Consider the following 22,264-nt stretch of genomic DNA (forward strand, 5'->3'; position numbering starts at 1 on the left):
GGACCAATACGGTCAGCGACGCCGTCGTACCAGTCCGGACACGGCTCCCACAGCGGCCGTCCCGGCCAGCGCGCACAGGCACACCCACAGCGCCTCCGCAGAGGTATACGCCCCCGGGGCCCCGAGTGACTCAAGCCGGCCGAGGAACAGTGTGCCGAAGACGGCGACGCCCAGCAGCTGGCCGAGCTGGGTCACCGTGGCCAGCAGCCCGCTGGCGTCCGCCGCCTCCTCGGGCCGCACCGTCGCCAGCGCCCGGGTCAGGGTGGGACTGTAGGCGAGCGCGAGGCCCACACCCAGCCCGGCGTACGCCCCGTACACCATCGCTCCCCCGTCCTCGCCGCCCTTGAGCGCCAGCCCGATCCCGGCCAGCGCCAGCGCGGAGAGGGTGAAACCGCCCGGCACGAGCGCCCGCTGGCAGGCGGCCGGCCACCGGCTCCAGGTCAGCCCGACCACCCCGAACACGGCCGCGGTCGGCGCGAAGGTCAGCCCCGTCCGCAGCGCCCCCTGGCCGAGGCCGCCCTGCAGATGCAGGGTGAGGGTGAACAGGAACCCCGCGTTGACGGCCATCACCGCCATGATCCGTACGACGGCCAGGGCCATGCCGGGACTGCGCAGCACCCGGGGGGCGATCAGCGGGGCGCCACCGCGCCGGGCCAGCCGTGCCTCGTAGCGGCAGAAGAGGGCGAAGAGCAGCGCCGCGGCGGCCAGCGACAGCCAGGACCACAGCGGCCAGTCCGTCTCCTGCCCGAGCACCAGGGGCACCGTGAACAGCGACACGGCCGCGCCGAGCAGCACCAGACCGGGCACATCGAGCGGACGGGTCCGTTCCGCGGCCGTGGCAGCACCGCGCGGCAGCACCCGCCGGCCGATGAACAGCAGGGCGACGCCCACCGGCACGTTCACCAGGAACACCGGCCGCCAGCCCATGCCGAACAGATCGGCGCTGACCAGCACACCACCCAGGAGCTGCCCGCCCGCCGCACCGACGGCGAGGACGGCCGAGTAGGCGCCGAGCGCCCGCACCCTGGCCTCACCGGTGAAGGTGCGCTGGATCAGGCTGAGCACCTGCGGGATCATCAGCGCCGAACCCGCGCCCTGCACCAACCGGAACCCGATCAGCTGGCCCGCCCCCTGGGCCAGCCCGCAGGCGAGCGAGGCGGCCGTGAACAGGGCGAGCCCCGCCAGGTGGACGCGGCCGTGACCCATCCGGTCGCCGAGCCGGGCGCCGGTGATGAGCAGCACCGAATAGGTGACGGTGTAGCCGGCGATCACCAACTGCAGTTGTGCACCTGAGGCGTTGAGGTCGGAGCCCAGCGTCGGGGCCGCGACATTCACGATGAACACATCGAGCAGGGCCATGAACATGGCCGCGAGCACGACCGCGAGCAGCGGCCGGGGGCCGTTGTCAGTGCCAGGCGCTTTACTGTCCGCAGGACTTGGGACGGGGGCCGCAGCGGGGCCCGTACGGTGAGTCGTCGTCATGCCTGCAGAGCCTGGCGCCGCCGCGATACGGGTGCCGAGTGCCCGTCGATCCTGGTACTGGCAGCACCTGGCAACGCCCGCTGAGCCTGCCGACGATGGAGGCGGGACGCCTGGGGGGACGTGACGCCTGGGGGACGTGACGATGGGGGGACGTGACGATGGGGACGACACAGCGCCGCCGGCCCGAGCTGGCCGCCTTTCTGCGCAGCAGGCGGGCCCGGGTGACTCCGGCCGACGTCGGGATGCCGCCGGGCCTGCGCCGCCGCACACCGGGGCTGCGCCGCGAGGAGGTCGCCCAGCTCTCGGGGGTCGGCGTGACCTGGTACACCTGGCTGGAGCAGGGGCGCCCGATCAACGCCTCCGCGCAGGTCCTCGACGCGGTGGCGCGCACACTGCGGCTGGACACCCCGGAGCGGGAACACCTCTACCACCTCGCCGAAGTGCCCTACGCGTCCGCGCCGGAGGCGTCCGTGCGGACCGTGGGCCCCGAGATCCAGGGCATCCTCGACGCCCTCGACCCGCGCCCGGCGGTGGTCTACAACGCGCGCTACGACATCCTCGCCGCCAACCCGGCCTACCGCGCCCTGTTCTACGAGGACGACCTTCCCGAGCCGGCCAACGCGCTGTGGTCGCTGTTCCAGCAGCCGGAGGCGACCTGCCCGGTGCTGTTCCGCGAGGAGGAGCTGCCGTTCATGGTGGCCACGCTGCGCGCCGCGTACGGCGCCCACTGCGGCGAGCCGGCCTGGGAGGACTTCATACGCAGGCTGTCGGCGGCCAGCCCCCTGTTCACCCGGCTGTGGGAGTCCGGGGACGTGCGGCAGCCCGGACGCCGGGTGAAGACGTTCCGGCACGCGCGCGTGGGCGAGTTGCGGATGACGTCGCAGTCGCTGTCGATCGACGGGCTGCCGGAGTGCCGGATCGTCGTCTACACGCCCGACGACGAGGAGACGGTCCGCGGCATGGCCGTCCTGCGGGAGCGGTGCGGACCGAAGACCCGAGCGAGGCAATGAAAAATCCCGCCCCCTGACCGGGGACGGGATCCTCATACCGTTCTTTGACAACTCGACAGAGTGTCGTTCTGTGGAGCTAAGGAGAATTGAACTCCTGACCTCCTGCATGCCATGCAGGCGCTCTACCAACTGAGCTATAGCCCCTTGCTTCGTTCTTCCCGCTCGGCGGGGCGAACAAGAAGAACTTTAGCCTGCGACCTGCCGGAAAGTGAAATCCGGGTCCCCGGCGGGGTCGCAGGCCGTTCCGCGCGGGCTCAGTCGTCGTCGCCGAGCACCGGCTCGGGCAGGGTGCCGGCGTTGTGCTCCAGCAGGCGCCAGCCGCGGGCGCCCTCACCGAGGACGGACCAGCAGCAGTTGGACAGGCCGCCGAGGCTCTCCCAGTTGCGGGCCTCCAGACCGAGCAGCCGGCCGATGGTGGTCCGGATGGTGCCGCCGTGGCTGACCACCACGAGCGTGCCGTCCTCGGGCAGCTTCTCGGCGTGCCGCAGCACGACGGGGGCGGCCCGGTCGGCGACCTCGGTCTCCAGTTCGCCGCCCCCGCGGCGCACCGGCTCACCGCGCTTCCAGGCGGCGTACTCCTCGCCATGGCGGGCGATGATCTCGTCGTGCGTGAGCCCCTGCCACACGCCCGCGTACGTCTCGCGCAGCGCCTCGTCGCGGGCCACCTCCAGGCCGGTGAGGGTGGCGAGCTCGGCGGCCGTGTCCGCGGCGCGCCGCAGGTCGGAGGAGACGATCGCGTCGGGGCGCAGCGAGGCGAGCAGCCGGGCGGCCCGGCGGGCCTGGGCCAGTCCGGTCTCGGTGAGCTCGACGTCCGTGGTGCCCTGGAAGCGGCGTTCCACGTTCCAGGAGGTCTGGCCGTGGCGCCAGAGGATGATGCGGCGGCCGCGACCGGTCGTCCGGTCGGAGCCCGCACCCGGTGCGGTCATCACCACTCACCGCCCGTTTCGGCCGCGTCCTCGGCGGCCTGCAGCTTGGCGTGCTCCTCGGCCTTGCCGCGGGTGGCCTTGGCGTCCTCGGGCAGCTCGATCTCGGGGCAGTCCTTCCACAGCCGCTCCAGGGCGTAGAAGACGCGCTCCTCGCTGTGCTGGACGTGGACGACGATGTCGACGTAGTCGAGCAGGATCCAGCGGGACTCGCGGTCACCCTCGCGGCGCACCGGCTTGGCGCCGAGGTCCTTCAGGAGCCGCTCCTCGATCTCGTCGACGATCGACTTGACCTGGCGGTCGTTCGGTGCGGACGCCAGCAGGAAGGCGTCGGTGATCGACAGCACGTCGCTGACGTCATAGGCGATGACGTCGTGGGCGAGCTTGTCGGCGGCCGCCTGAGCGGCGGTGGTGATGAGCTCGAGAGAGCGGTCGGTGGCGGTCACTACATGGCTTTCCGTCGGCGGTCGTTTGACCTCAAGGGTCTCACGGACCGCCGACGGCACCCCACGTGAATTGACGCCGCCCCGTCCGGGCGCCGTCTAGGACGACGCCGGGCTGTAGTCCTGGCCGAGGATCACGGTGACGTCCGCGCCGGAGGAGACCTCGCCCTGGGCGACGGAGCCGGTGGGCAGTCCGAGGGTCTTGGCGACCTCGGTGGCGTTCTCCTTGTCGGCGGCGTCGGCGTAGACGACCCGCGACTCGGCCTCGGTGCCGGAGGCCGTGCCGCCCTCCAGGAAGGTGAAGCCGCCGTTCAGCAGGACGACGCGGGCCTTCTCGGTGCGGTCCTTCTCGCCGGTGGCGTTGCGCACGGAGACCCGTACCGCGGCGTCCGCGGCGGGGCTCTTCGCGGTGCCGCCGAGGACGTCCTTGACGACACCGGAGCTGGCCTGCGGGTCCAGCGAGCCGTCGTCCTGCACGGGCAGCAGCGCCGTCCTGTAGTCGCCGCCCTTGGCCAGGTCGGACAGCTTGGCGAGGAACGTGCCGAGGTCCTTGTCGGTGAGGGACGGGTCGAGGATCTGCGCCAGCGTCTGCACGGTGACCGTCGCGGCCTGCGGGTCGGACGACAGCTTGCGCAGCACGCCCTCCATGACCTGCCCGAACCGCTGGAGCTGCGCGTTCTGGTCCTCTCCGGGGCCGCGGTACGTGGCGTAGGCGACCGCCATCTTGCCGCTGAGGGTCTGGTTGTCGCCCTGGTGGACCAGGGGTGCGGCCTTCTTGGACTTGGCGGTCGGGTCGGGCACATCGGTGTCGGTGTCGATCTCGATGTTGCCGACCAGGTCGACGAGGGTGTGCAGATAGGGCGTGTCCAGGCGCCAGGTGCCCTGGATCCGCGTGCCGAGGACGGTGTCCAGGGACTCGCGGGTGCCGGAGGAGCCGTCCTCGTCGACCGACTTCGCCAGCGTCGTGGTGGTGCCGTCGTCCGAGGTCAGCGCGAGGGAGTTGGGTACCAGGACGGTGGTGCCCTGCTGGGTGGTGGCGTTGTCGACGAGCAGCGCGGTGGAGGTGCCGCCCTGCTTGGTGTGGTGCAGATGCAGGACGATCACGTCCCGTTTCTGGGCGCCCGCCGCGACGTCGGTGCCGGTGTCGGAGCCGGACGAGGACACGCCGGGCAGCTTTCCGGCGTACCAGAGGTAGCCGACGCCGCCGACCGCGAGCAGCGCGAGGACGACGACGAGGGCGATGACCCGGCTGCGGGCCCGCCGCTTGGCCTCCTCGCGGCGCTCGGTGCGGTTCTCGGTGAACTTCAGCCAGTCGATGACGTCCTCGGAGTCACCGTCGGGCTCCTCGACGAACGCGAACTGTTCCGTGCGGTAGTCGCGGTCGTCGGCGGCGCGATCGGCGTCGCCCGTGGCGTCGGTGCGGTCCGCGGGGCCGGCGTGGCCGGCGGCGCCGGAGTGGTGGCCCTCGCCCGGCCGGCCGTCCCAGTCGCCGTGCTGTGTGCCGTTCCAGTCAGCGTGGTCCCCGCCGTGGCCGGGTGCGCCGGGTTCGTGGACGGGAGCGGCCTGCTGCGGGATGTAGGCCGTCTGCTCGGCGACCCGTGGCTGCCTGGCGTCGGGGGCGGTGCGGCCGTAGGGGTCGTACGCGGTTCCGGGGGCCGCCGCCGTGCCGTACGGGTCGTACGGGTCGTAGGACGACGGGATGGGCTGCTGCTGCCCGGTGTCGTAGCCGCCGTACGGCTGGGCGGGCTGCTGGGTGCCGGTCGTGTACGGGTCGTAGCCGTAGCCCTGCTGCGCGTAGGGGTCGTAGGGCTGCCCGGAGGGCTGTGTCGGCTGGGCGACCTGCTGGTACACAGGTCGGCCGTACTCGTCGTAGCCGACGAGTTCGTACTGGTCACCCCCGTGGCCAGCGTCGTATCGGTCGTTCACCGGTGCCCCTCTCGGCTCACTCGCCGCGGTACAGCTCTCGTTTGGCGATGTAGCGCACGACTCCGTCCGGCACCAGATACCAGACGGGGTCGCCCTTGGCGACTCTCGCACGGCAGTCGGTGGAGGAGATGGCGAGCGCGGGGACCTCGACGAAGGAGACGCCTCCTTCGGGGAGGCCGGGGTCGGCGAGGTGGTGGCCGGGCCGGGTGACGCCGATGAAGTGCGCCAGCGAGAACAGCTCCTCGGTGTCCCGCCAGGTGAGGATCTGGTCGAGGGCGTCGGCGCCGGTGATGAAGAACAGGTCGGTGTCCGGGTTGAGCCGGCGCAGGTCGCGCAGGGTGTCCACGGTGTAGGTGGGGCCGCCGCGGTCGATGTCGATGCGGCTGACCGAGAACTGCGGGTTCTCGGCGGTCGCGATGACCGTCATCAGATAGCGGTCCTCGGCCGCGGAGACCTTGCGGTGGGACTTCTGCCAGGGCTGGCCGGTGGGGACGAACACCACCTCGTCCAGGTGGAACTGCGCGGCGACCTCGCTGGCCGCGACCAGGTGTCCGTGGTGGATCGGGTCGAACGTGCCGCCCATGACGCCGAGACGGCGCTTGCCGGTGCGGGCCGGTCCCTGCCCGGGGCCGTCCATGTGTGCCTGCGCCGGGCGGTGCCGGGTGTCCGGGGCGTCGGCCGCCTCATGCGCCGGACCGGTAGGCATGTCCTGCTCTCCCATGCGTGCAGACCCTACCGGCCCGGGCTGTGGGCATCGCCCGACGGGACCCCTCGGCCCGCGATGCGGATCGGTCCGTGCTCAGCGGTCGCGGTTGAAGCGGGTGGTGATCCAGAGCAGCAGCATCAGGATCACGAAGGCGCCACCGCCGGTGACCCAGGCGTTGAGGCTGTCGTGGTTGCCGCCGTGTTCCCCGCCCTCGGAGGCAAGGGTGACGAACTGGGTAGCAGCGCTGTGGAAGCTCATCTTCGGCAGGACCTATCCGGTGTGGGCGGGATAAAGATGTCGGCCCATCGTAAGCGGGCGGCTCGGCACGGCTCACGCCGACTCCACCGTTGGAGAGGTACGGGAGAACCCCTAGGGGAAAGGTGAGGGTCGCCGGCGGCCCGGCGAGGAACTTCGCGGTGCCGTCAGTCGTCCTTCTTGTTGTAGCCGCGCAGCAGGAACCACGCGGTCAGCACACAGCCCACGACCATCACGACGAGAACGACCCGGAGCAGATTTCCCGCTCCCTGCTGCTCGGCGGCGCCGGCGGCCAGGGCCGGCCAGGCGGCTGCGGGATGGTGCTCCATGGTGCTGCGCTCCGTTCGCTGTACTGCCCGACCACGGTAACCCGGCCTAGGCTGGTCACCGCTTCGGGGGCACACAGGGCACGGCACTCCAGGGCACGGCATTCAACGCACATGGGGGAAGACATGTCCGACGACGGCCACCAGCACAACGGGAACGAGCGCGTGCCCAGCCGCCAGCGCAGGCGTTTTCCGGGGATCTCCTCGCGTGCGTACGAACACCCCGCGGACCGCTCCGCACTGGTGGCGCTGCGCAAGCTGAGCGGCTTCGACACCGTGTTCAAGGCGCTCAGCGGGCTGCTGCCCGAGCGCAGCCTCAGGCTGCTGTTCCTGTCCGACTCCGTGCGCGTCTCGGACCGGCAGTTCTCGCACCTGAACGACATGCTGCGGGACGCCTGCTACATCCTGGACCTGGAGAAGGTCCCGCCGATGTACGTCAACCAGGATCCGCAGCCCAACGCCATGTGCATCGGTCTGGACGAGCCGATCATCGTGGTCACCACCGGCCTGGTCGAGCTGCTCGACGAGGAGGAGATGCGGGCGGTGATCGGCCATGAGGTCGGTCATGCGTTGTCCGGGCACTCCGTGTACCGGACCGTGCTGCTGTTCCTGACGAACCTCGCCCTGCGGGTGGCGTGGATCCCGCTGGGCAATGTCGCGGTCATGGCGATCGTGACGGCGCTGCGGGAGTGGTTCCGCAAGTCGGAGCTGTCCGCCGACCGGGCCGGACTGTTGGTGGGCCAGGACCTCCAGGCGTCGATGCGCGGCCTGATGAAGCTGGCGGGCGGCAACCACCTGCACGAGATGAACGTGGACGCGTTCCTGGAGCAGGCCGAGGAGTACGAGGCGGGCGGCGACCTGCGCGACTCGGTACTGAAGATCCTCAATGTGCTGCCCCGCTCCCACCCGTTCGCCACCGTGCGCGCGGCCGAGCTGAAGAAGTGGGCGGAGAGCCGCCACTACCAGCGGATCATGGACGGTCACTACCCGCGGCGCAGCGAGGACAAGGACACCTCCGTCTCCGACTCCTTCCGCGAGTCGGCCGCGAGCTACGCCGGGCACGTCAGGGACTCCAAGGACCCCTTGATGAAGCTGGTCGCCGACATAGCCGGCGGCGCCGGGGACCTCGGCAACCGGATGCGGCGCGGCTTCGGCAGCTTCGCCGGGGGCTCGGGCGCGACGGGCGGCGCCGGCGGCACGGGCGGCTCCCCGTCCGGCACGGCGAGCGGCTCCTCGAACGGTTCCTCGGACACCCCGCCGAAGGACGAACCGCCCCGCGACGCCACCTGAGCCCACCGAGGCACCACCACGCCCGGACGCCGGCGAGGCACGACACCCCGGCACCCGGGCCCCGCACCTCACACCTTCGGCTGGGCCTCCGCGGCCAGCGTCCCGCACAGGGCCGTCGTTCCCTCGCCGGTGTAGGGGTTGGTGCCGGCGGGGCCGCCCTCCTTCGCCGTCTGGCCGGCGAGGAGCGGGCGGAGATGGTGGGTGGCGTCCTCGGCGCAGGACAGCGGGCCGGCCTGCATGGAGGACAGCACCAGACGGGTCTGGTGCAGCCGCAGATCCTCGCGGTCGAAGCGGAAGCGCAGCTCACGCCGCACGGTGAACAGCGAGACCTTCGCCTCGGCCCCGGAGCCGGCCGGGCGCAGGGCGTAGACGAAGGTGTGGTCCGCGGTGACCTCAAGGGTCGAGGAGTCGGCCTCGGCCGCACGCAGTGTGCCGCGCACCCGGATCCCGGGGTCGGCGAGCTCGGTGTCGGAGGGGTCGAAACGGACCAGCCACCCGGTGGGTGCGTGCAGGCCGTCGGCGGACGGATGCTTGAAACTCTCGTCGAACTGGGCGAGTTGGTCGGGAGCGACGAGCATACGGACCGGTCGGACCTGCTCGCCGGTGAGCACCTCGGGATAGAGGGAGGAGCGGACGATGTAGTCCTTGGCGGTGGTCAGGGCGTTCATGACCTGGGCGGCGGAGAAGTTGGCGGTGCGCCGGGAGCCGGGCAGCGGGATGCCCTCCGCGCCGATGCGGTACGGGGCCGCGGGGCTGGCCGCGAACAGGCGCGCGGCGTCGGTGGTGCCGGGCACCTTGCCGTGGGGGGCGAGCGGGACGACCGTCATCCGGAGCGGTTCGGTGGGCTGGGGGGCCGCCTGGGGGGTCTGGTAGGGGTGCCGCACGCCCATGTAGACCGCGGTGCCGAAGGCCAGGGCGATCATCAGGACCAGGACGATCACCTGCCCGGACAGACCACTCCTGCGGCGCACCGGGGCACGGCTGCGCACGGCGGGTGCGTGGTCGGCCATGCGCTCCTGAGCGGAGAACTCCTGGAGGCGGGCAGCGCGGACGAACGACTCGTCGAACACGACGGATCGGTACTCGTCGTCCGCACCGCCGGGGGCGCCGTCGGGCGTCCCCTCCGGCGGGTCTCCAGGCCCTCCCATACCTTCAGGGTAGGTCTCCGGGACCCCCGATAAACGCCCTGCTACACGACAAGTTCTGACAGGCTCTCACCAGGTCGGCGCAGCCTTCCGAGGGCCTTCCGAGGGCCTTTGGAACCCTTCCGGGAGGCGTCCGAAAGGGGGTGCGGGCGGGCCGGACAGGGGCCGGGGGCGCGGGGAGGAGACTGCGTTCAGGGGGTGTGCGGAAGCGCCGGGACGGCCGGGCGGGAGAAGTCCGTGGAGGCGGAGGGGGAGGCGACGCCGCCCTGCTCCAGCCCGGTGGAGGCGGGTGGCGGGACCTGTTCCTGGCGGCCCGAGGAGGCGCCGCGGTAGACGGCCGCGAAGGCGAGCACGACCATGCCGACGCCCATCACCAGGGCGAGCACCCAGGCGACGGGGCGGTGCCAGCGGGCATGCCCGCCATAGGCGCCGACGAAGCGGCGACGGCTGTCGACGATGTCCGGGTCGTCCAGATCATCCAGGTCTGGATCATGGCCGAAACCGATCAGGTCGGGATCGTAGCCGTCGTCGTAGTGCTCACCGCCTCCGTGGGAACGGCGGCGGGCCTCGGCCTCGGCTCTCGCCTCGGCGGCGGCAAGGAGGCGTTCGACGGCGGTCGGCTCGTGCACCTCGGCCGCCCGTACGAAAGCCTCGTCGAAGACCACGGAGGCGAACTCTTCGTCCGACACCCCGCGGTCGTGGTCGTCGTCGGGCTCCCAGCCGTCAGGGAACGGCGAACCCCCCACGTCCTCCGGCACGCATCCAGAGTAGACCTGGGGGGTCAATTTGGGCAGACGGTATGGAAATTCTCCGCCGCGCAAGGCGCCGTTCCCGGGGCCGGGCGCACCTCAGCGGCGGACGTGCCCGTCGCCGGTGACGATGTACTTCGTGCTGGTCAGCTCGGGCAGGCCCATGGGGCCGCGGGCGTGCAGCTTCTGCGTGGAGATGCCGATCTCGGCGCCGAAGCCGAACTGGCCGCCGTCGGTGAAACGGGTGGAGGCGTTCACCGCGACGGTGGTCGAGTCGACCAGCTGGGTGAAGCGGCGGGCGGCCTGCTGCGAGGTGGTGACGATGGCCTCGGTGTGACCGGAGGTCCACAGCCGGATGTGCTCGACGGCCTTGTCCAGGGAGTCCACGACCGCGGCGGCGATGTCGTAGGAGAGGTACTCGGTCTCCCAGTCCTCGGCCGTCGCCTCGACCACGGTCGCCTTGGAGTCCTTGGCGTACGCCATCACCCGCTCGTCGGCGTGCACGGTGACCCCGGCCTCGGCGAGGGCGTCCAGGGCGCGGGGCAGGAAGTCGGCGGCGATGTCCTGGTGGACCAGGAGGGTCTCGGCGGCGTTGCAGACGCCGACGCGCTGGGCCTTGGAGTTGATCAGGATGTCGACGGCCATGTCGAGGTCGGCGGCGGCGTCCACGTAGACGTGGCAGTTGCCGGTGCCGGTCTCGATGACCGGGACGACGGACTCCTGGACGACGGTGTTGATCAGGGAGGCGCCGCCGCGCGGGATCAGCACGTCGACCAGGCCGCGGGCGCGCATCAGCTCACGCACGCTGTCGCGGCTCTCGCCGGGCACCAGCTGGATGGCGTCGGCGGGCAGCCCGGCGCCGCCGACGGCGTCACGCAGCACCCGCACCAGGGCGGTGTTCGACTGGTACGCCGAGGACGAGCCGCGCAGCAGCACGGCGTTGCCGGACTTCAGGCAGAGGGCGGCGGCGTCGACGGTGACGTTCGGGCGGCCCTCGTAGATGATCCCGACGACGCCGAGCGGCACGCGGACCTGCCGCAGGTCGATGCCGTTGGGGAGGGTGGAGCCGCGGACGACCTCGCCGACCGGGTCGGGCAGGCCTCCGACGTCCCGCACGTCGGAGGCGATGGCCCGCACCCGCTCCGGGGTGAGGGTGAGCCGGTCGATCATGCCGTCGGTCATGCCGCTCTCACGGGCCTTGGCCACGTCCAGGGCGTTGGCCTCGACGATCTCGCTCGTGCGGACCTCCAGCGCGTCCGCGATGGCGAGCAGCGCCTCGTCCTTGTCGGCCCGCGGCAGCGGCGCGAGGGAGGCGGCGGCGGCCTTGGCCCGGTAGGCGGCCTGGGCGACGGGGGACATGGAGTCGTACGGGGAGAGCGTGGTCATGCACCAAGGGTAGTGCGCCCGAGGCACCGTTCCACGGCGTCGTCCACAGCCCGAGACACGCCCTGGACACGCCCTGACACGCCCGCCGCAGGCCCCGGAACGAGGCCCGGGGCTCTCCGTCATGCGCCCCTGCCACGCGGGCGCGGCCAGCCGCACACGGCCGGTACCGGCAAGGCGCAGCAACCGCCCGCCTCCGGCCCGCCGGCTCAGTACGGACACACCCACCGGCCCCGCCGACTCAGTACGGACACACACCCACCGACCCGCGGGCTCAGTACGGACACACACCCACCGGCCCCGCGGGCTCAGTACGGATGCACACCCACCGGCGTGGCCGGCCGAGGCCCGTACCCCTCCGAGATCCGCTGGTGGTACGTGTCCCGGTCGATGACCTCCAGCCCCACGATCTCCCACGGCGGCAACCCGGCCGTCTGCCGGTGCTCGCCCCACAGCCGGAGCGCCACCGCCGCGGCGTCGTGCAGATCGCGCGCCTCCTCCCAGTACCGGATCTCGGCGTGGTCGGTGGCGTACCGGCTGGTCAGCAGAAAGGGGTGGTCGTGCGCGAGCTGCTCCAGCGCGCGCCGCACCTCCTTGAGCGGGGCGGCCTCCCCGGAGACGCTGAGGGTGACGTGCCAGAGCCTGGGCAGGTCGGCCTGCTCCTCCCCCTCGTAGCGGTCGCCGGCCGCCACGCTGGTCAGGGCGCGCTCCTCGCCGGCCGCGCGGGACGCCGCCGCCCCAGGGCGCACTCGTCTCACGACGGCCTCCTTCTCCGCAGTGCCCGGGCGCTGCCCGGTGTACGACCGAGCGGGCCCCAGCAAGCCCATGTCGTGCCCGAGCGCGAATCTGCTCCCAGGACACGTCCCTGAGACAAAGTTGAGCAGGCCGCAAGCGTCCGTGGGGCGGTTTTACGGAACGTCCCCCACCGGGGGCGGATGTTTCGGGCCTTTTACCGGTGCAGGAGGACCAGGTCGTCCCTGTGTACGACCTCGCGTTCGTAGGCCGGTCCCAGCTCGGCCGCCAGCTCGCGCGTGGACCGTCCGATCAGACGGGGGATCTCCTTGGCGTCGAAGTTGACGAGCCCGCGGGCGACCGGGCGCCCCTGTCCGTCGCGCAGCTCCACCGGGTCGCCCGCGCTGAAGTCGCCCTCGACGCCGGCGATGCCGGCCGGCAGCAGCGACTTGCGGCGCTCGACGACCGCGCGCACCGCCCCGTCGTCGAGGGTGAGCGCCCCCTGGGGGGCGGAGGCGTGCTGGAGCCACAGCAGCCGGTCGGCGGAGCGCTTGCCGGTGGGGTGGAAGTAGGTGCCGGTGTCACGGCCGGTGAGGGCGTCCGCCGCGTGGATCGCGCTGGTCAGGACCACGGGGATGCCCGCTCCGGTGGCGATCGCGGCCGCCTCGACCTTGGTGACCATGCCGCCGGTGCCGACCCCGGCCTTGCCGGCGCTGCCGATCTCGACGTGCGCGAGATCCTCGGGTCCCCGCACCTCGGCGATCCGCGAGGTGCCGGGCTTGCTGGGGTCGCCGTCGTAGACGCCGTCCACGTCGGAGAGCAGGACGAGCAGGTCGGCCCGGACCAGGTGCGCCACCAGGGCCGCGAGGCGGTCGTTGTCGCCGAAGCGGATCTCGTCGGTGGCGACGGTGTCGTTCTCGTTGACGATGGGCAGCGCGCCCATCGCGAGGAGCTTGTCCAGGGTGCGGGAGGCGTTGCGGTGGTGGGCGCGGCGGCTCATGTCGTCGGAGGTGAGCAGCACCTGTCCGACGCGGATGCCGTAGCGGGCGCAGGAGGCGGTGTAGCGGGCGACGAGCAGGCCCTGGCCGACGCTGGCGGCGGCCTGCTGCCGGGCCAGGTCCTTGGGGCGCCGGCGCAGTCCCAGCGGGGCGAGTCCGGCGGCGATGGCTCCGGAGGAGACCAGGACGATCTCCTTCTCCCCGCCGCTGCGGATCTTGGCGAGGACGTCCACGAGCGCGTCGACCCGGTCGGCGTCGAGCCCGCCGGAGGCGGTGGTCAGCGACGAGGAGCCCACCTTGACGACGATCCTGTGGGCCTCGCGCACGGCCTGCCTTGCCCCTGACACCCTGGTCCGTCCCCTCACATCGCTTACGGCTACCCGCCCGCAATGTACGCGAAGGGGACCGGCTCACGCGCGGCGGTTCCAGCCTGCGGAATCAGCCCGTCGCGCTGGTCAGCCCGTCGTCGGCCGGTTTCCCTCGTGCTGACCGAAGACCGCGTCGGCCATCTCCGTCACCACCGCCCCGGCCTCCGCACCCGGCACGCCCTCCGCACCCCGCTCACCCTCGGCACCCGGCTCACCTTCGGCCCCCGGCTCACCCTCGGCCCCCGCCCCGCCTCCCGCGTCCGAGGCGCCGTCCGCACCCGGCTCCCCGTCCGCCGCGGCTCTCGCCGTCTGCCCGAGGTTGCGGCTCTCCGCCTTCAGCGCGAGGTTCGCCACCGCGGTGTTGAACTGGTCGATCGACGTCGGCTCGTCCGGCCCCAGCAGATACCGCTTCAGCTCCGCGCGATCCTCCGCCAGCGGATCCGCGGCCGGATCGCGTACGGCGTCCAGCAGCTCGCCCAGTTCGCCGGCGCTGTTGGAGAGGATCACGGCGGCGCGCACCGCGGTGTTCTGCCGCTTGAACTCCTCGGGCCCGAGACCGGCGGAGTCGGTGACCGCGTACGGCTTGCCGCTGGCGATGAAGTCGGAGACCACGGACGAGATGTCGGAGACCATCGCGTCGGAGACGTTGAAGCAGTCGTACAGATGCGGCTCGGCGCCGGTGATGACGCGGTGCTCCCAGTCGGGGAAGGAACGCCAGTAGGCGTCGTTCCACTCGGTGCGCAGCCGGGCGATCTCCTGGTGCCGCTCGACGTCGACCAGCCCGTCACGGGTGGCCTCGGCCTCGTCACGGGTGTCGGTGCTGCCGGTCAGCTCGGCGATCCGGGCCTCGATCCGGGCGAGGTTCTCCTGGGCCAGCGCCTGGGCCTCCGCGTCCGCGGTGTAGTCCGGGTCGGCGGCGCGCTCGGCGGCGGCCTGCTCGACCAGGGCGGTGATGCGCTGGTGGGCGGCCTTGGCCTGGGCGCTGACGATGCCGGTGAAGGGGTGCGGCTTGTACAGGACGCGGACCGGGGGGTCGGCCTGCACCAGCTTCTTCACGATGGTCTCGCCGGCCAGCACCAGGGAGGTGTTGCCGGGGTTGTCGTCCCAGCCCTCCCAGGTGGGCGCGTACAGGACCGTCGGCATCCGGCCGTCCGGCACCCCCTCGCGGGTCCGGATGGGGGCGAGCTGGGGGCGGCCGACCTCGACGATGTCCTCGTCGCGGACGCCGACATCCGCTATGGCATAGCGGTCACGGCCCGCCCGGCCGGCCGTCCACACCTCGTCGTAGACCTTGCTGAAGGGATTGACGCTGGCGATCTTGTCGCTGTCGCCATGGCCGATGAAGACGTGCTTCATGGTGGGCACGCGCAGCAGGTGGATGTTCTTGCCGACGTTCGCCGCGTACAGGGCGACCCGCACGGTGGACAGGTCCATGTTCATCAGATGGACCCCGCCGGGCACGCAGACGACCGGCACCGTGGTGGGCGACAGGCGCTCCATTATGGTCCGCTCGCGCAGGATGATCAGCGGGGTGGAGTCCAGCTGCTCCATGGTCTCCAGCCACATGTTGACCTGGTAGGCGGAGTCCTTGGAGCCGGAGAAGTACAGCACCGTCTCCGGCCGGTAGGAGCGCAGCCAGTCGTCGACGGCGGCGAGCACCTTCTCGGCGTTCGGCGGGATCCGGTCGCCGCGCACGTACGGCGCGAGCGCGAGGACGTAGGCGGCGGCGAGGGCGAGGGTGAGGGCGATCCCGACGAAGCCGAAGGCGTCGGAGCCGGTGCCCGCGGCGAGCAGTATCCCGACGACGGCGAACAGGTCGAGGTGCAGCACCTTCTCCGCGGAGCGGTGCAGCAGCAGGGGCGAGGGGGCGTCGGGGATGCGGATGCGTGAGGCGAGGTCGACGTTGCGGGTGGCGACCGGCAGCCGGCGGCGGTTGCGGATCAGGGTGACCAGCGCGCCGTGCGGCGCCTGGAGCCCGTAGAAGGCGATGAAGCAGGCGACCGCGCTGTAGAAGACGACGTCGTCCGACAGGTCCATCCGGGACAGCAGCAGGACGAGGAGCAGCTGTCTGATCAGAAAGCGGATCGACAGACCCGCACGCACCTTGCTCAGGCGGTTGATCAGATAGCTGCCCTTGTGGTGCAGATAGTGGTCCGCCAGGTACGTCACGGCGGCCGCGGCGGCGAAGGCGGGCACGCTCGGGACGAGCGCGGCCACCATCAGTGCCGGGAAGGCCAGCATCAGGAGGACCGCCGCGGCCAGCTCGGCCGCGCTGCCGACCCTGGCTACGCGAATAGCGGTGGTTATCACGGAGAACCTGCTCTGTGCGAGTACCTGTTTGGAGAGACGTCCTGCAATCGTCGACGGGGAGTCGCCGACCCCCGTAAATATCGGAAAAACATGAGGTGCGCTTTCCCGAAATCTACGGATTCAGGCCCCTGCGAAAACTTTCCGAACGACTCCCCGAACGGACATCACAGAGGCCTGAATGAAAGAAGGCTAATTGATCTCGATTATGCCATGCCGTCCTGCCGGTCCAGGACACTGGCCAGCGCCTGCTCGAATCCGGACGCCTTGCCCGCGGCCGCCGTCGGGTCCTGCTGGCGGACGTCGATGACATGCCCGGTGAGCTCGGACAACAGCACGTCGAGGGAGGTGCGGGCGACGACCTCGGAGGAGAGCAGACTCTCCGCGGGCTCCTGCCCGAAAGCCTTGGTGCGCATCGGCGTGGCGGTGCGCTCGGGGTTGATGCAGTTGACGCGGACCCCGTCGGCGGCCCACTCGTCCGCGAGCGCCTGGGTGAGATTCACCATGGCGGCCTTGGTGGAGGAGTACAGGCTGTATTCGGCGCGGCCGCGGGTGTAACTGCTGGAGGTGTAGAGCAGCAGCTGTCCTTTGGTCTCGGCGAGGTACTTGTACGCCGACCGCGCGATCTGCACGGGCGCGAGATAGTTCACCCGCAGGGCCTCCTGAATGGTGGCGTTGTCGGTCTCGGCGAGTTTTCCGATGCGCAGGACACCGGCGGTGTTGACGACGTAGTCGATGCGTCCGGTCTCCGCGTACGCCTTGGACAGCGCGTCGTCGACCTCCTCCGGGTTCTCCACGTGGGTGCCGGTCGTCGAGCGGCCCAGCGCGTACACGTTCGCGCCGTAGGACCCGGCGATCTCGGCGATGTCCTTGCCGATGCCGTAGGACCCGCCGAAGACGACGACGGTCCGGCCGGTCAGCAGCTCGTGGTAGGTCTCCTCGCCCTTCTGCTCGGGCGCGGCGGTGGAGCCGAGCTGGAAGAGCTTGTCGGCGATGAAGACGTCGACCGGCTGGGTGACCTTCATGTTGTACTCGTCACCCGCGACGACGTGGATGGGCACGTCCGGCAGGTACTTCAGTACGACGGAGCAGTCGTCGGTGGCCTGGAAGTGCGGGTCGCCCGCGGCGATCTCGTAGGCGTGGCGGATCGTGGAGAGCTTGAACGCCTGCGGGGTCTGGCCGCGGCGCAGCCGGGAGCGGTCCGGGATCTCGGTGATGAACTCGCCGTCCTCGCCGTGCGTACGGGTGACGATGATGGTGTCCGCGGACGGGATGGCGACGTCGACGGCCTGGTAGCGCTCCAGCGCGGCGACACAGTCGTCGATGACGCGCTGCGACAGCAGCGGGCGCACGGCGTCGTGGAACAGGACGTTGAGGTCCTCGCCCTCGGCCAGCCCCTCGCCCAGGGCCGCGATGGCGCGCTCGGTCGTCTCGTTCCGGGTGGAACCACCCTCGATGATCTTCCGGACCTTCTTGAATCCGGCCTTGGCGACGATCCGCTCGACGTCCGGCACATAGCCGGGCGCCATGAGCACGATGACGTCGTCGATCGAATCGGCCTTCTCGAAGGAGGTCAGGGTGTGCTCGATGACTGCCTTGCCGGCGATCTTCAGCAGCTGCTTGGGGATCGACAGACCCACGCGCTGACCGGTACCGCCGGCCAGGACGACTGCGGTCGTTCGGGGCTTGGCTAGGGGCTGGGACACAGATGACCTACCTCGGGGCGACAGAGACTTCGAAATCGTCCCACTGTCCGTCACCGCGATGCAAGGCGGGTGTCCTTCACCTCATATGCACACGCAACCTGTCATTCACCTTGCACTCCGGGTGATTGACGGGTCATTCCCTAGCAGCGTCCGCGCAATTCCCCGGAGTTGCCCGTCGGCAATGTTCGATTACCTCGTACACCTGTCGCCGCCGCGCTCTGTCGATCTTCACCTCCCGCCGGGGAGAGGTGCGACATTCTTCATATACATCACCGACTCGTTGCGTACATGCCGAGAATGCGGCACGCGTCCGGGGATTGCCGCGGAATTCGACGGCGCGATTCCGCGGCAATGCGTTCCCGCCCGGCGGCTACGGCTCACCCCACCCGCACGCCCGCCGCCACGGCTCACACCACCCGTACGCCCGGCGCCACGGCTCACACCACCCGCACGCCCGCCGCCACGGCTCACCCCACCCGTACGCCCGGCCGTCCCGCCTCCACCCGCAGCCTGGCCAGCGTCGACGCGCTCGCGGTCGGCCGCCGGACGGTGTCGACGATCCGCACCTGGGCGTCGATGCCGTCGCGGCGCACGTCGAACAGGTGGTAGCCGCGATGGGCGTCCAGCAGCTTCCAGTGCGGGTTGTCCGCCCGCCGCGGCTCCCACTCCCGCCGGAAGGCGGTCTGGTCCTGGTCGCCGTTGCTGGAGATGGAGGTGCCGACGAACTCGGCGCCCACGACCGCGGAGCCCGGGTCCGCGAAGTCCTCCTTGAGGTCGCTGACCATCGTCAGATGCCGGTCGCCGGTGAGCACGACCGGGTTGCGCACGGTACGGAACTCCCGCAGGAGGGCATTGCGTTCCGCCTGGTAGCCGTCCCAGGCGTCGTAGTACCACTGCTTGCCCTCGCCGACCAGCAGATCGGTCTCCGCCATCATGATCTGCGAGGCGATCAGGTTCCAGCGCGCCGGTGAGTCGCGCAGCCCGTCCAGCAGCCAGCGCCTCTGCTCCGCGCCGAGCATGGTCAGCGCCGGGTCCTGCGCCCCGGCCTGGCCGGTCGCCTGGTCACTGCGGTACTGCCGGGTGTCGAGCACATTGAGCCGGGCGAGGCGGCCGAAGTCCAGGCGGCGGTGCATCCGGATGTGCGGGCCGTCCGGGATCGCGCTCGCGCGCACCGGCATGTGCTCGTAGTACGCCTGGTACGCCGCGGTCAGCCGGGCCACGAACGCGTCGTGCGGCTGCTTGGCGGGGTCCTGCGGGATCTCGCCGGCGAAGTCGTTGTCCACCTCGTGGTCGTCGAAGGTCACCACGAAGGGGGCGGCCGCGTGCATCGCCGCGAGATCGGGGTCGGTGCGGTACTGCGCGTACCGGTTGCGGTACTGGGTCAGGGTGTACGGCTCCCCCGCGCCCTCGTGCCGCCGCAGCGCCGTCGCCGAGGGCGCCGACTCGTAGATGTAGTCGCCGACGAACAGGACGACGTCCGGGTCCTGGGCCAGCATGTCGGCGTACGGGGTGAAGTACCCGTGCTGCCAGTTCTGGCACGAGGCGAGCGCGAGCCGCAGACCGCCGCCGGCCGCGTACGGAGGCGGCGCGGTACGGGTGCGGCCGGCCGGCGAGAGCTGACCGCCGGCGCGAAAACGGAACCAGTACGTGCGGCCGGGGCGCAGGCCCCGTACGTCCACATGGACGCTGTGCCCGAACTCGGGCCGGGCGTACGCCGTTCCGCGCCGCGTCGGCCGGGCGAACCGTTCCTCCTCGGCGAGCTCCCACTCCACCGGCACGGCACGCTCGGGCATGCCGCCGCCGTTCAGGGGGTCGGGGGCGAGGCGGGTCCACAGCACGATGCCGTCGGGCAAGGGGTCGCCGGAGGCCACGCCGAGGCTGAACACCCCGTCGGGCAAGGGGGTTTCGACGGCTCGCGCGGCACTCTCCGGCAGCCACAGCTGGGCGGAGGCGGCGGCGCCGAGGACGGCGGCACCCGCGGTCAGAAAACGTCGTCGGTCCCGGGACTGCGGTCCGGTCACGTGCGTCATCGGCCAACTTCCCTGTCTCTGCGGTCACATCGACAGTCGGGAAGCTCCCACGGCGGCGTGGACCGACCGCTGAACGCGGAAGGTCACGGGCATGACAAACGGGGCAACACCAACAGGCGGCCCGCGAAGAACGCGGACCGCCTGCGAGGCTCGTCAGGTCCTAGAAGGGCTCGAAGTCGTCGAACTCCTGCTCCGACTCGTCCCGTTCGGCCTGCCGGTCCCGGCGACGCTGCGCGGCCGGGCGCGGGGCCTCGAAGCGGTGGTCCTCACCGCGCCGGCCCAGCATCTCCGCGCCGGCCGTGACCGAGGGCTCCCAGTCGAAGACGACCGCGTTGTCCTCGGGGCCGATGGCGACGCCGTCGCCGCCGCGGGCACCGGCCTTCATCAACTCCTCCTCGACACCGAGGCGGTTGAGGCGGTCGGCGAGGTAGCCCACGGCCTCGTCGTTGTTGAAGTCCGTCTGGCGCACCCAGCGCTCCGGCTTCTCGCCGCGCACCCGGAACAGCGGCTCGCCGCCGACCTCCTCGCGGGTGACGGTGAAACCGGCGTCGTCCACGGCCTTGGGCCGGATGACGATACGGGTCGCCTCCTCCTTGGGCTTGGCGGCACGCGCCTTGGCGACCAGCTCGGCCAGCGCGAACGACAGCTCCTTCAGCCCGATGTGCGCCACCGCGGACACCTCGAAGACGCGGTAGCCGCGCGCCTCCAGATCCGGGCGGACCATCTCGGCGAGGTCCTTGCCGTCCGGGACGTCGATCTTGTTCAGGACGACCATCCGCGGCCGGTTGTCCAGCCCGCCGTACTGCTTCAGCTCCGCCTCGATGACATCCAGGTCGGAGACCGGGTCACGGTCGGACTCCAGCGTGGCGGTGTCCAGCACATGCACCAGCACCGAGCAGCGCTCCACGTGCCGCAGGAACTCCAGGCCCAGGCCCTTGCCCTGGCTGGCGCCCGGGATCAGACCGGGCACGTCGGCGATGGTGTAGACGGTGTTGCCCGCCGTCACCACGCCGAGGTTCGGCACGAGGGTCGTGAAGGGGTAGTCGGCGATCTTCGGCTTGGCGGCCGACAGCACCGAGATCAGCGAGGACTTGCCCGCGCTCGGGTAGCCCACCAGCGCCACGTCGGCGACGGTCTTCAGCTCCAGGACGATGTCCCGCAGGTCGCCGGGCTCACCCAGCAGCGCGAAACCGGGCGCCTTGCGCCGGGCGGAGGCCAGCGCGGCGTTGCCGAGCCCGCCCCGGCCGCCCTGCGCGGCGACATAGGAGGTGCCGTGGCCGACCAGGTCGGCGAGGACATTGCCCTGCTTGTCCAGCACGACGGTGCCGTCCGGCACGGGCAGGATCAGGTCCTGGCCGTCCTTGCCGGAGCGGTTGCCGCCCTCGCCGGGCTTGCCGTTGGTGGCCTTGCGGTGCGGGGAGTGGTGGTACTCCAGCAGCGTCGTCACGGACTGGTCGACGGTCAGGATGACGTCACCGCCGCGCCCGCCGTTGCCGCCGTCCGGGCCGCCGAGCGGCTTGAACTTCTCGCGGTGGACGGAGGCACAGCCGTGACCTCCGTTACCCGCGGCGACGTGCAGTTCGACGCGGTCCACGAAGGTGGTCATGTGGGTGCCTCCAGATGCATGGGGAGATGTACTACTGCTTAACACGCGAAAGGCGGACCCGCCTTCCCGACCGGGAAGTGAGGTCCGCCTCGCGGAACGAAACGTTCGGGTCGAGCCGTGAATCAGGCGATTCAGGCGACCGGGACGATGTTCACGACCTTGCGGCCACGGTGGGTGCCGAACTGCACCGCACCGGCCTGCAGGGCGAACAGCGTGTCGTCGCCGCCACGGCCGACGCCCGCACCCGGGTGGAAGTGGGTGCCGCGCTGACGGATCAGGATCTCACCGGCGTTCACGACCTGACCGCCGAAGCGCTTCACGCCGAGCCGCTGGGCGTTGGAGTCGCGACCGTTCCGGGTGGACGATGCGCCCTTCTTGTGTGCCATTGCTCAGTCCCTCTTTACTTCGCGGCCGTCGGGATGGACGTGACCTTGATCGCCGTGTACTGCTGACGGTGACCCTGGCGACGGCGGTAGCCGGTCTTGTTCTTGTAGCGCAGAATGTCGATCTTCTGGCCCTTGTGGTGGTCCACGACCTCGGCCTGGACCTTGATGCCGGCCAGCACCCACGGGTCGCTGGTCACAGCGTCGCCGTCGACAACGAGCAGGGTCGAGAGCTCGACCGTGTCGCCAACCTTGGCAGTGGAAATCTTGTCAACCTCAACGATGTCGCCGACAGCAACCTTGTGCTGGCGACCACCGCTGCGCACGATGGCGTACACGCGGATCTCTCTTTCGCTCCAGAACGGCACCCCCGCAGGCCAGCCGTCCGGCACCGGGCGCGGACGACCTCTCCCGGCTCACGGAGTGCTCCGGGAGGAAGAGGTTTACGGGGATGTGGCGTGTTAAGTGGACACGCCGACGGTCAAGGTTACGGGGC

Annotated in this window: 20 protein-coding genes and 1 tRNA gene; 2 read left to right on the top strand and 19 right to left on the bottom strand. The window is 71.1% G+C overall.

Going from position 1 to position 22,264, the window contains the following annotated elements; all coding sequences use genetic code 11:
* Window positions 1-12 precede the first annotated feature (12 nt).
* Complete coding sequence (locus ACSU6M_RS11490) at window positions 13-1,377, bottom strand: MFS transporter (protein WP_437069285.1); 1,365 nt, start codon at window positions 1,375-1,377, stop codon at window positions 13-15.
* 263 nt (window positions 1,378-1,640) lie between these two features.
* Between ACSU6M_RS11490 and ACSU6M_RS11495 the strand changes: the two genes are divergently transcribed.
* On the top strand, window positions 1,641-2,492 hold the full coding sequence (locus ACSU6M_RS11495; RefSeq protein ID WP_437069287.1) for a helix-turn-helix transcriptional regulator: 852 nt from the start codon (window positions 1,641-1,643) through the stop codon (window positions 2,490-2,492).
* A 71-nt stretch (window positions 2,493-2,563) separates the two neighbouring features.
* On the opposite strand, the gene ACSU6M_RS11500 is transcribed toward ACSU6M_RS11495, so the two are convergent.
* From ACSU6M_RS11500 to ACSU6M_RS11530, 7 genes are all read right to left on the bottom strand, one after another.
* Window positions 2,564-2,636: transfer RNA gene (locus ACSU6M_RS11500), tRNA-Ala, on the bottom strand.
* 110 nt (window positions 2,637-2,746) lie between these two features.
* Window positions 2,747-3,418: a histidine phosphatase family protein gene (locus ACSU6M_RS11505; protein ID WP_437069289.1), complete on the bottom strand. Its 672-nt coding sequence runs from the start codon at window positions 3,416-3,418 to the stop codon at window positions 2,747-2,749.
* Window positions 3,418-3,861, bottom strand: coding sequence for a ribosome silencing factor (rsfS, locus tag ACSU6M_RS11510; RefSeq protein ID WP_437069290.1), 444 nt, complete (start codon window positions 3,859-3,861; stop codon window positions 3,418-3,420). Before rsfS ends, ACSU6M_RS11505 begins: the two co-directional genes overlap by 1 nt.
* 96 nt (window positions 3,862-3,957) lie before the next feature.
* On the bottom strand, window positions 3,958-5,784 hold the full coding sequence (locus ACSU6M_RS11515) for a LytR C-terminal domain-containing protein (RefSeq protein WP_437069292.1): 1,827 nt from the start codon (window positions 5,782-5,784) through the stop codon (window positions 3,958-3,960).
* Between the two features lie 16 nt (window positions 5,785-5,800).
* Window positions 5,801-6,505 carry a nicotinate-nucleotide adenylyltransferase gene (nadD, locus tag ACSU6M_RS11520; RefSeq protein ID WP_437069294.1) on the bottom strand — a complete coding sequence of 235 codons (705 nt, stop codon included), beginning with the start codon at window positions 6,503-6,505 and terminating at the stop codon, window positions 5,801-5,803.
* A 78-nt stretch (window positions 6,506-6,583) separates the two neighbouring features.
* Complete coding sequence (locus ACSU6M_RS11525; protein WP_437069296.1) at window positions 6,584-6,748, bottom strand: hypothetical protein; 165 nt, start codon at window positions 6,746-6,748, stop codon at window positions 6,584-6,586.
* 164 nt (window positions 6,749-6,912) lie between these two features.
* The gene (locus tag ACSU6M_RS11530) at window positions 6,913-7,074 is read right to left on the bottom strand and encodes a hypothetical protein (RefSeq protein WP_437069298.1); all 162 of its coding nucleotides are present in this window, start codon (window positions 7,072-7,074) and stop codon (window positions 6,913-6,915) included.
* A 123-nt stretch (window positions 7,075-7,197) separates the two neighbouring features.
* On the opposite strand from ACSU6M_RS11530, the gene ACSU6M_RS11535 reads away from it, so the two are divergent.
* Entirely contained in the window at window positions 7,198-8,361 is a 1,164-nt protein-coding gene (locus tag ACSU6M_RS11535) for a M48 family metallopeptidase (protein ID WP_437069300.1), read from the top strand.
* Window positions 8,362-8,429: 68 nt separating this feature from the next.
* Here ACSU6M_RS11535 and ACSU6M_RS11540 read toward each other — a convergent pair whose 3' ends face one another.
* From ACSU6M_RS11540 to rplU, 11 genes are all read right to left on the bottom strand, one after another.
* Window positions 8,430-9,509 carry a hypothetical protein gene (locus tag ACSU6M_RS11540; protein WP_437069302.1) on the bottom strand — a complete coding sequence of 360 codons (1,080 nt, stop codon included), beginning with the start codon at window positions 9,507-9,509 and terminating at the stop codon, window positions 8,430-8,432.
* A gap of 188 nt (window positions 9,510-9,697) precedes the next feature.
* Complete coding sequence (locus tag ACSU6M_RS11545) at window positions 9,698-10,291, bottom strand: hypothetical protein (RefSeq protein ID WP_437069304.1); 594 nt, start codon at window positions 10,289-10,291, stop codon at window positions 9,698-9,700.
* 63 nt (window positions 10,292-10,354) lie between these two features.
* Window positions 10,355-11,641: a glutamate-5-semialdehyde dehydrogenase gene (locus ACSU6M_RS11550; protein WP_437069306.1), complete on the bottom strand. Its 1,287-nt coding sequence runs from the start codon at window positions 11,639-11,641 to the stop codon at window positions 10,355-10,357.
* A 305-nt stretch (window positions 11,642-11,946) separates the two neighbouring features.
* Window positions 11,947-12,387 (bottom strand): hypothetical protein, encoded by a 441-nt coding sequence (locus ACSU6M_RS11555; RefSeq protein WP_437075105.1) that lies wholly within the window; start codon window positions 12,385-12,387, stop codon window positions 11,947-11,949.
* A gap of 200 nt (window positions 12,388-12,587) precedes the next feature.
* Window positions 12,588-13,694, bottom strand: coding sequence for a glutamate 5-kinase (gene proB, locus ACSU6M_RS11560; protein WP_437069308.1), 1,107 nt, complete (start codon window positions 13,692-13,694; stop codon window positions 12,588-12,590).
* A gap of 129 nt (window positions 13,695-13,823) precedes the next feature.
* Entirely contained in the window at window positions 13,824-16,046 is a 2,223-nt protein-coding gene (locus ACSU6M_RS11565) for a hypothetical protein (protein WP_437069310.1), read from the bottom strand.
* A gap of 203 nt (window positions 16,047-16,249) precedes the next feature.
* Window positions 16,250-17,749 (bottom strand): SDR family NAD(P)-dependent oxidoreductase, encoded by a 1,500-nt coding sequence (locus tag ACSU6M_RS11570; protein ID WP_437069311.1) that lies wholly within the window; start codon window positions 17,747-17,749, stop codon window positions 16,250-16,252.
* A 467-nt stretch (window positions 17,750-18,216) separates the two neighbouring features.
* A complete protein-coding gene (locus ACSU6M_RS11575) occupies window positions 18,217-19,779 on the bottom strand; it encodes an alkaline phosphatase D family protein (RefSeq protein WP_437069312.1) in 1,563 nt (520 codons plus the stop codon).
* Window positions 19,780-19,939: 160 nt separating this feature from the next.
* Window positions 19,940-21,385: a GTPase ObgE gene (gene obgE, locus ACSU6M_RS11580; RefSeq protein ID WP_437069314.1), complete on the bottom strand. Its 1,446-nt coding sequence runs from the start codon at window positions 21,383-21,385 to the stop codon at window positions 19,940-19,942.
* A gap of 131 nt (window positions 21,386-21,516) precedes the next feature.
* Window positions 21,517-21,771, bottom strand: coding sequence for a 50S ribosomal protein L27 (gene rpmA / locus ACSU6M_RS11585; protein ID WP_205384449.1), 255 nt, complete (start codon window positions 21,769-21,771; stop codon window positions 21,517-21,519).
* A 14-nt stretch (window positions 21,772-21,785) separates the two neighbouring features.
* On the bottom strand, window positions 21,786-22,106 hold the full coding sequence (rplU, locus tag ACSU6M_RS11590; RefSeq protein ID WP_009188585.1) for a 50S ribosomal protein L21: 321 nt from the start codon (window positions 22,104-22,106) through the stop codon (window positions 21,786-21,788).
* Window positions 22,107-22,264 lie beyond the last annotated feature (158 nt).

The organism is Streptomyces sp. enrichment culture (assembly GCF_964272895.1).
Lineage (GTDB): Bacteria > Actinomycetota > Actinomycetes > Streptomycetales > Streptomycetaceae > Streptomyces.

Excerpts from the sequence above, each read along its gene's own strand:
- ACSU6M_RS11540 (WP_437069302.1), bottom strand. The coding sequence starts at position 9,509 with ATGGGAGGGCCTGGAGACCCGCCGGAGGGGACGCCCGACGGCGCCCCC.
- ACSU6M_RS11575 (WP_437069312.1), bottom strand. The coding sequence starts at position 19,779 with ATGACGCACGTGACCGGACCGCAGTCCCGGGACCGACGACGTTTTCTG.
- ACSU6M_RS11535 (WP_437069300.1), top strand. The coding sequence starts at position 7,198 with ATGTCCGACGACGGCCACCAGCACAACGGGAACGAGCGCGTGCCCAGC.
- nadD (WP_437069294.1), bottom strand. The coding sequence starts at position 6,505 with ATGGGAGAGCAGGACATGCCTACCGGTCCGGCGCATGAGGCGGCCGAC.
- ACSU6M_RS11525 (WP_437069296.1), bottom strand. The coding sequence starts at position 6,748 with ATGAGCTTCCACAGCGCTGCTACCCAGTTCGTCACCCTTGCCTCCGAG.
- ACSU6M_RS11530 (WP_437069298.1), bottom strand. The coding sequence starts at position 7,074 with ATGGAGCACCATCCCGCAGCCGCCTGGCCGGCCCTGGCCGCCGGCGCC.
- obgE (WP_437069314.1), bottom strand. The coding sequence starts at position 21,385 with ATGACCACCTTCGTGGACCGCGTCGAACTGCACGTCGCCGCGGGTAAC.
- rpmA (WP_205384449.1), bottom strand. The coding sequence starts at position 21,771 with ATGGCACACAAGAAGGGCGCATCGTCCACCCGGAACGGTCGCGACTCC.
- ACSU6M_RS11495 (WP_437069287.1), top strand. The coding sequence starts at position 1,641 with ATGGGGACGACACAGCGCCGCCGGCCCGAGCTGGCCGCCTTTCTGCGC.
- ACSU6M_RS11550 (WP_437069306.1), bottom strand. The coding sequence starts at position 11,641 with ATGACCACGCTCTCCCCGTACGACTCCATGTCCCCCGTCGCCCAGGCC.
- ACSU6M_RS11505 (WP_437069289.1), bottom strand. The coding sequence starts at position 3,418 with ATGACCGCACCGGGTGCGGGCTCCGACCGGACGACCGGTCGCGGCCGC.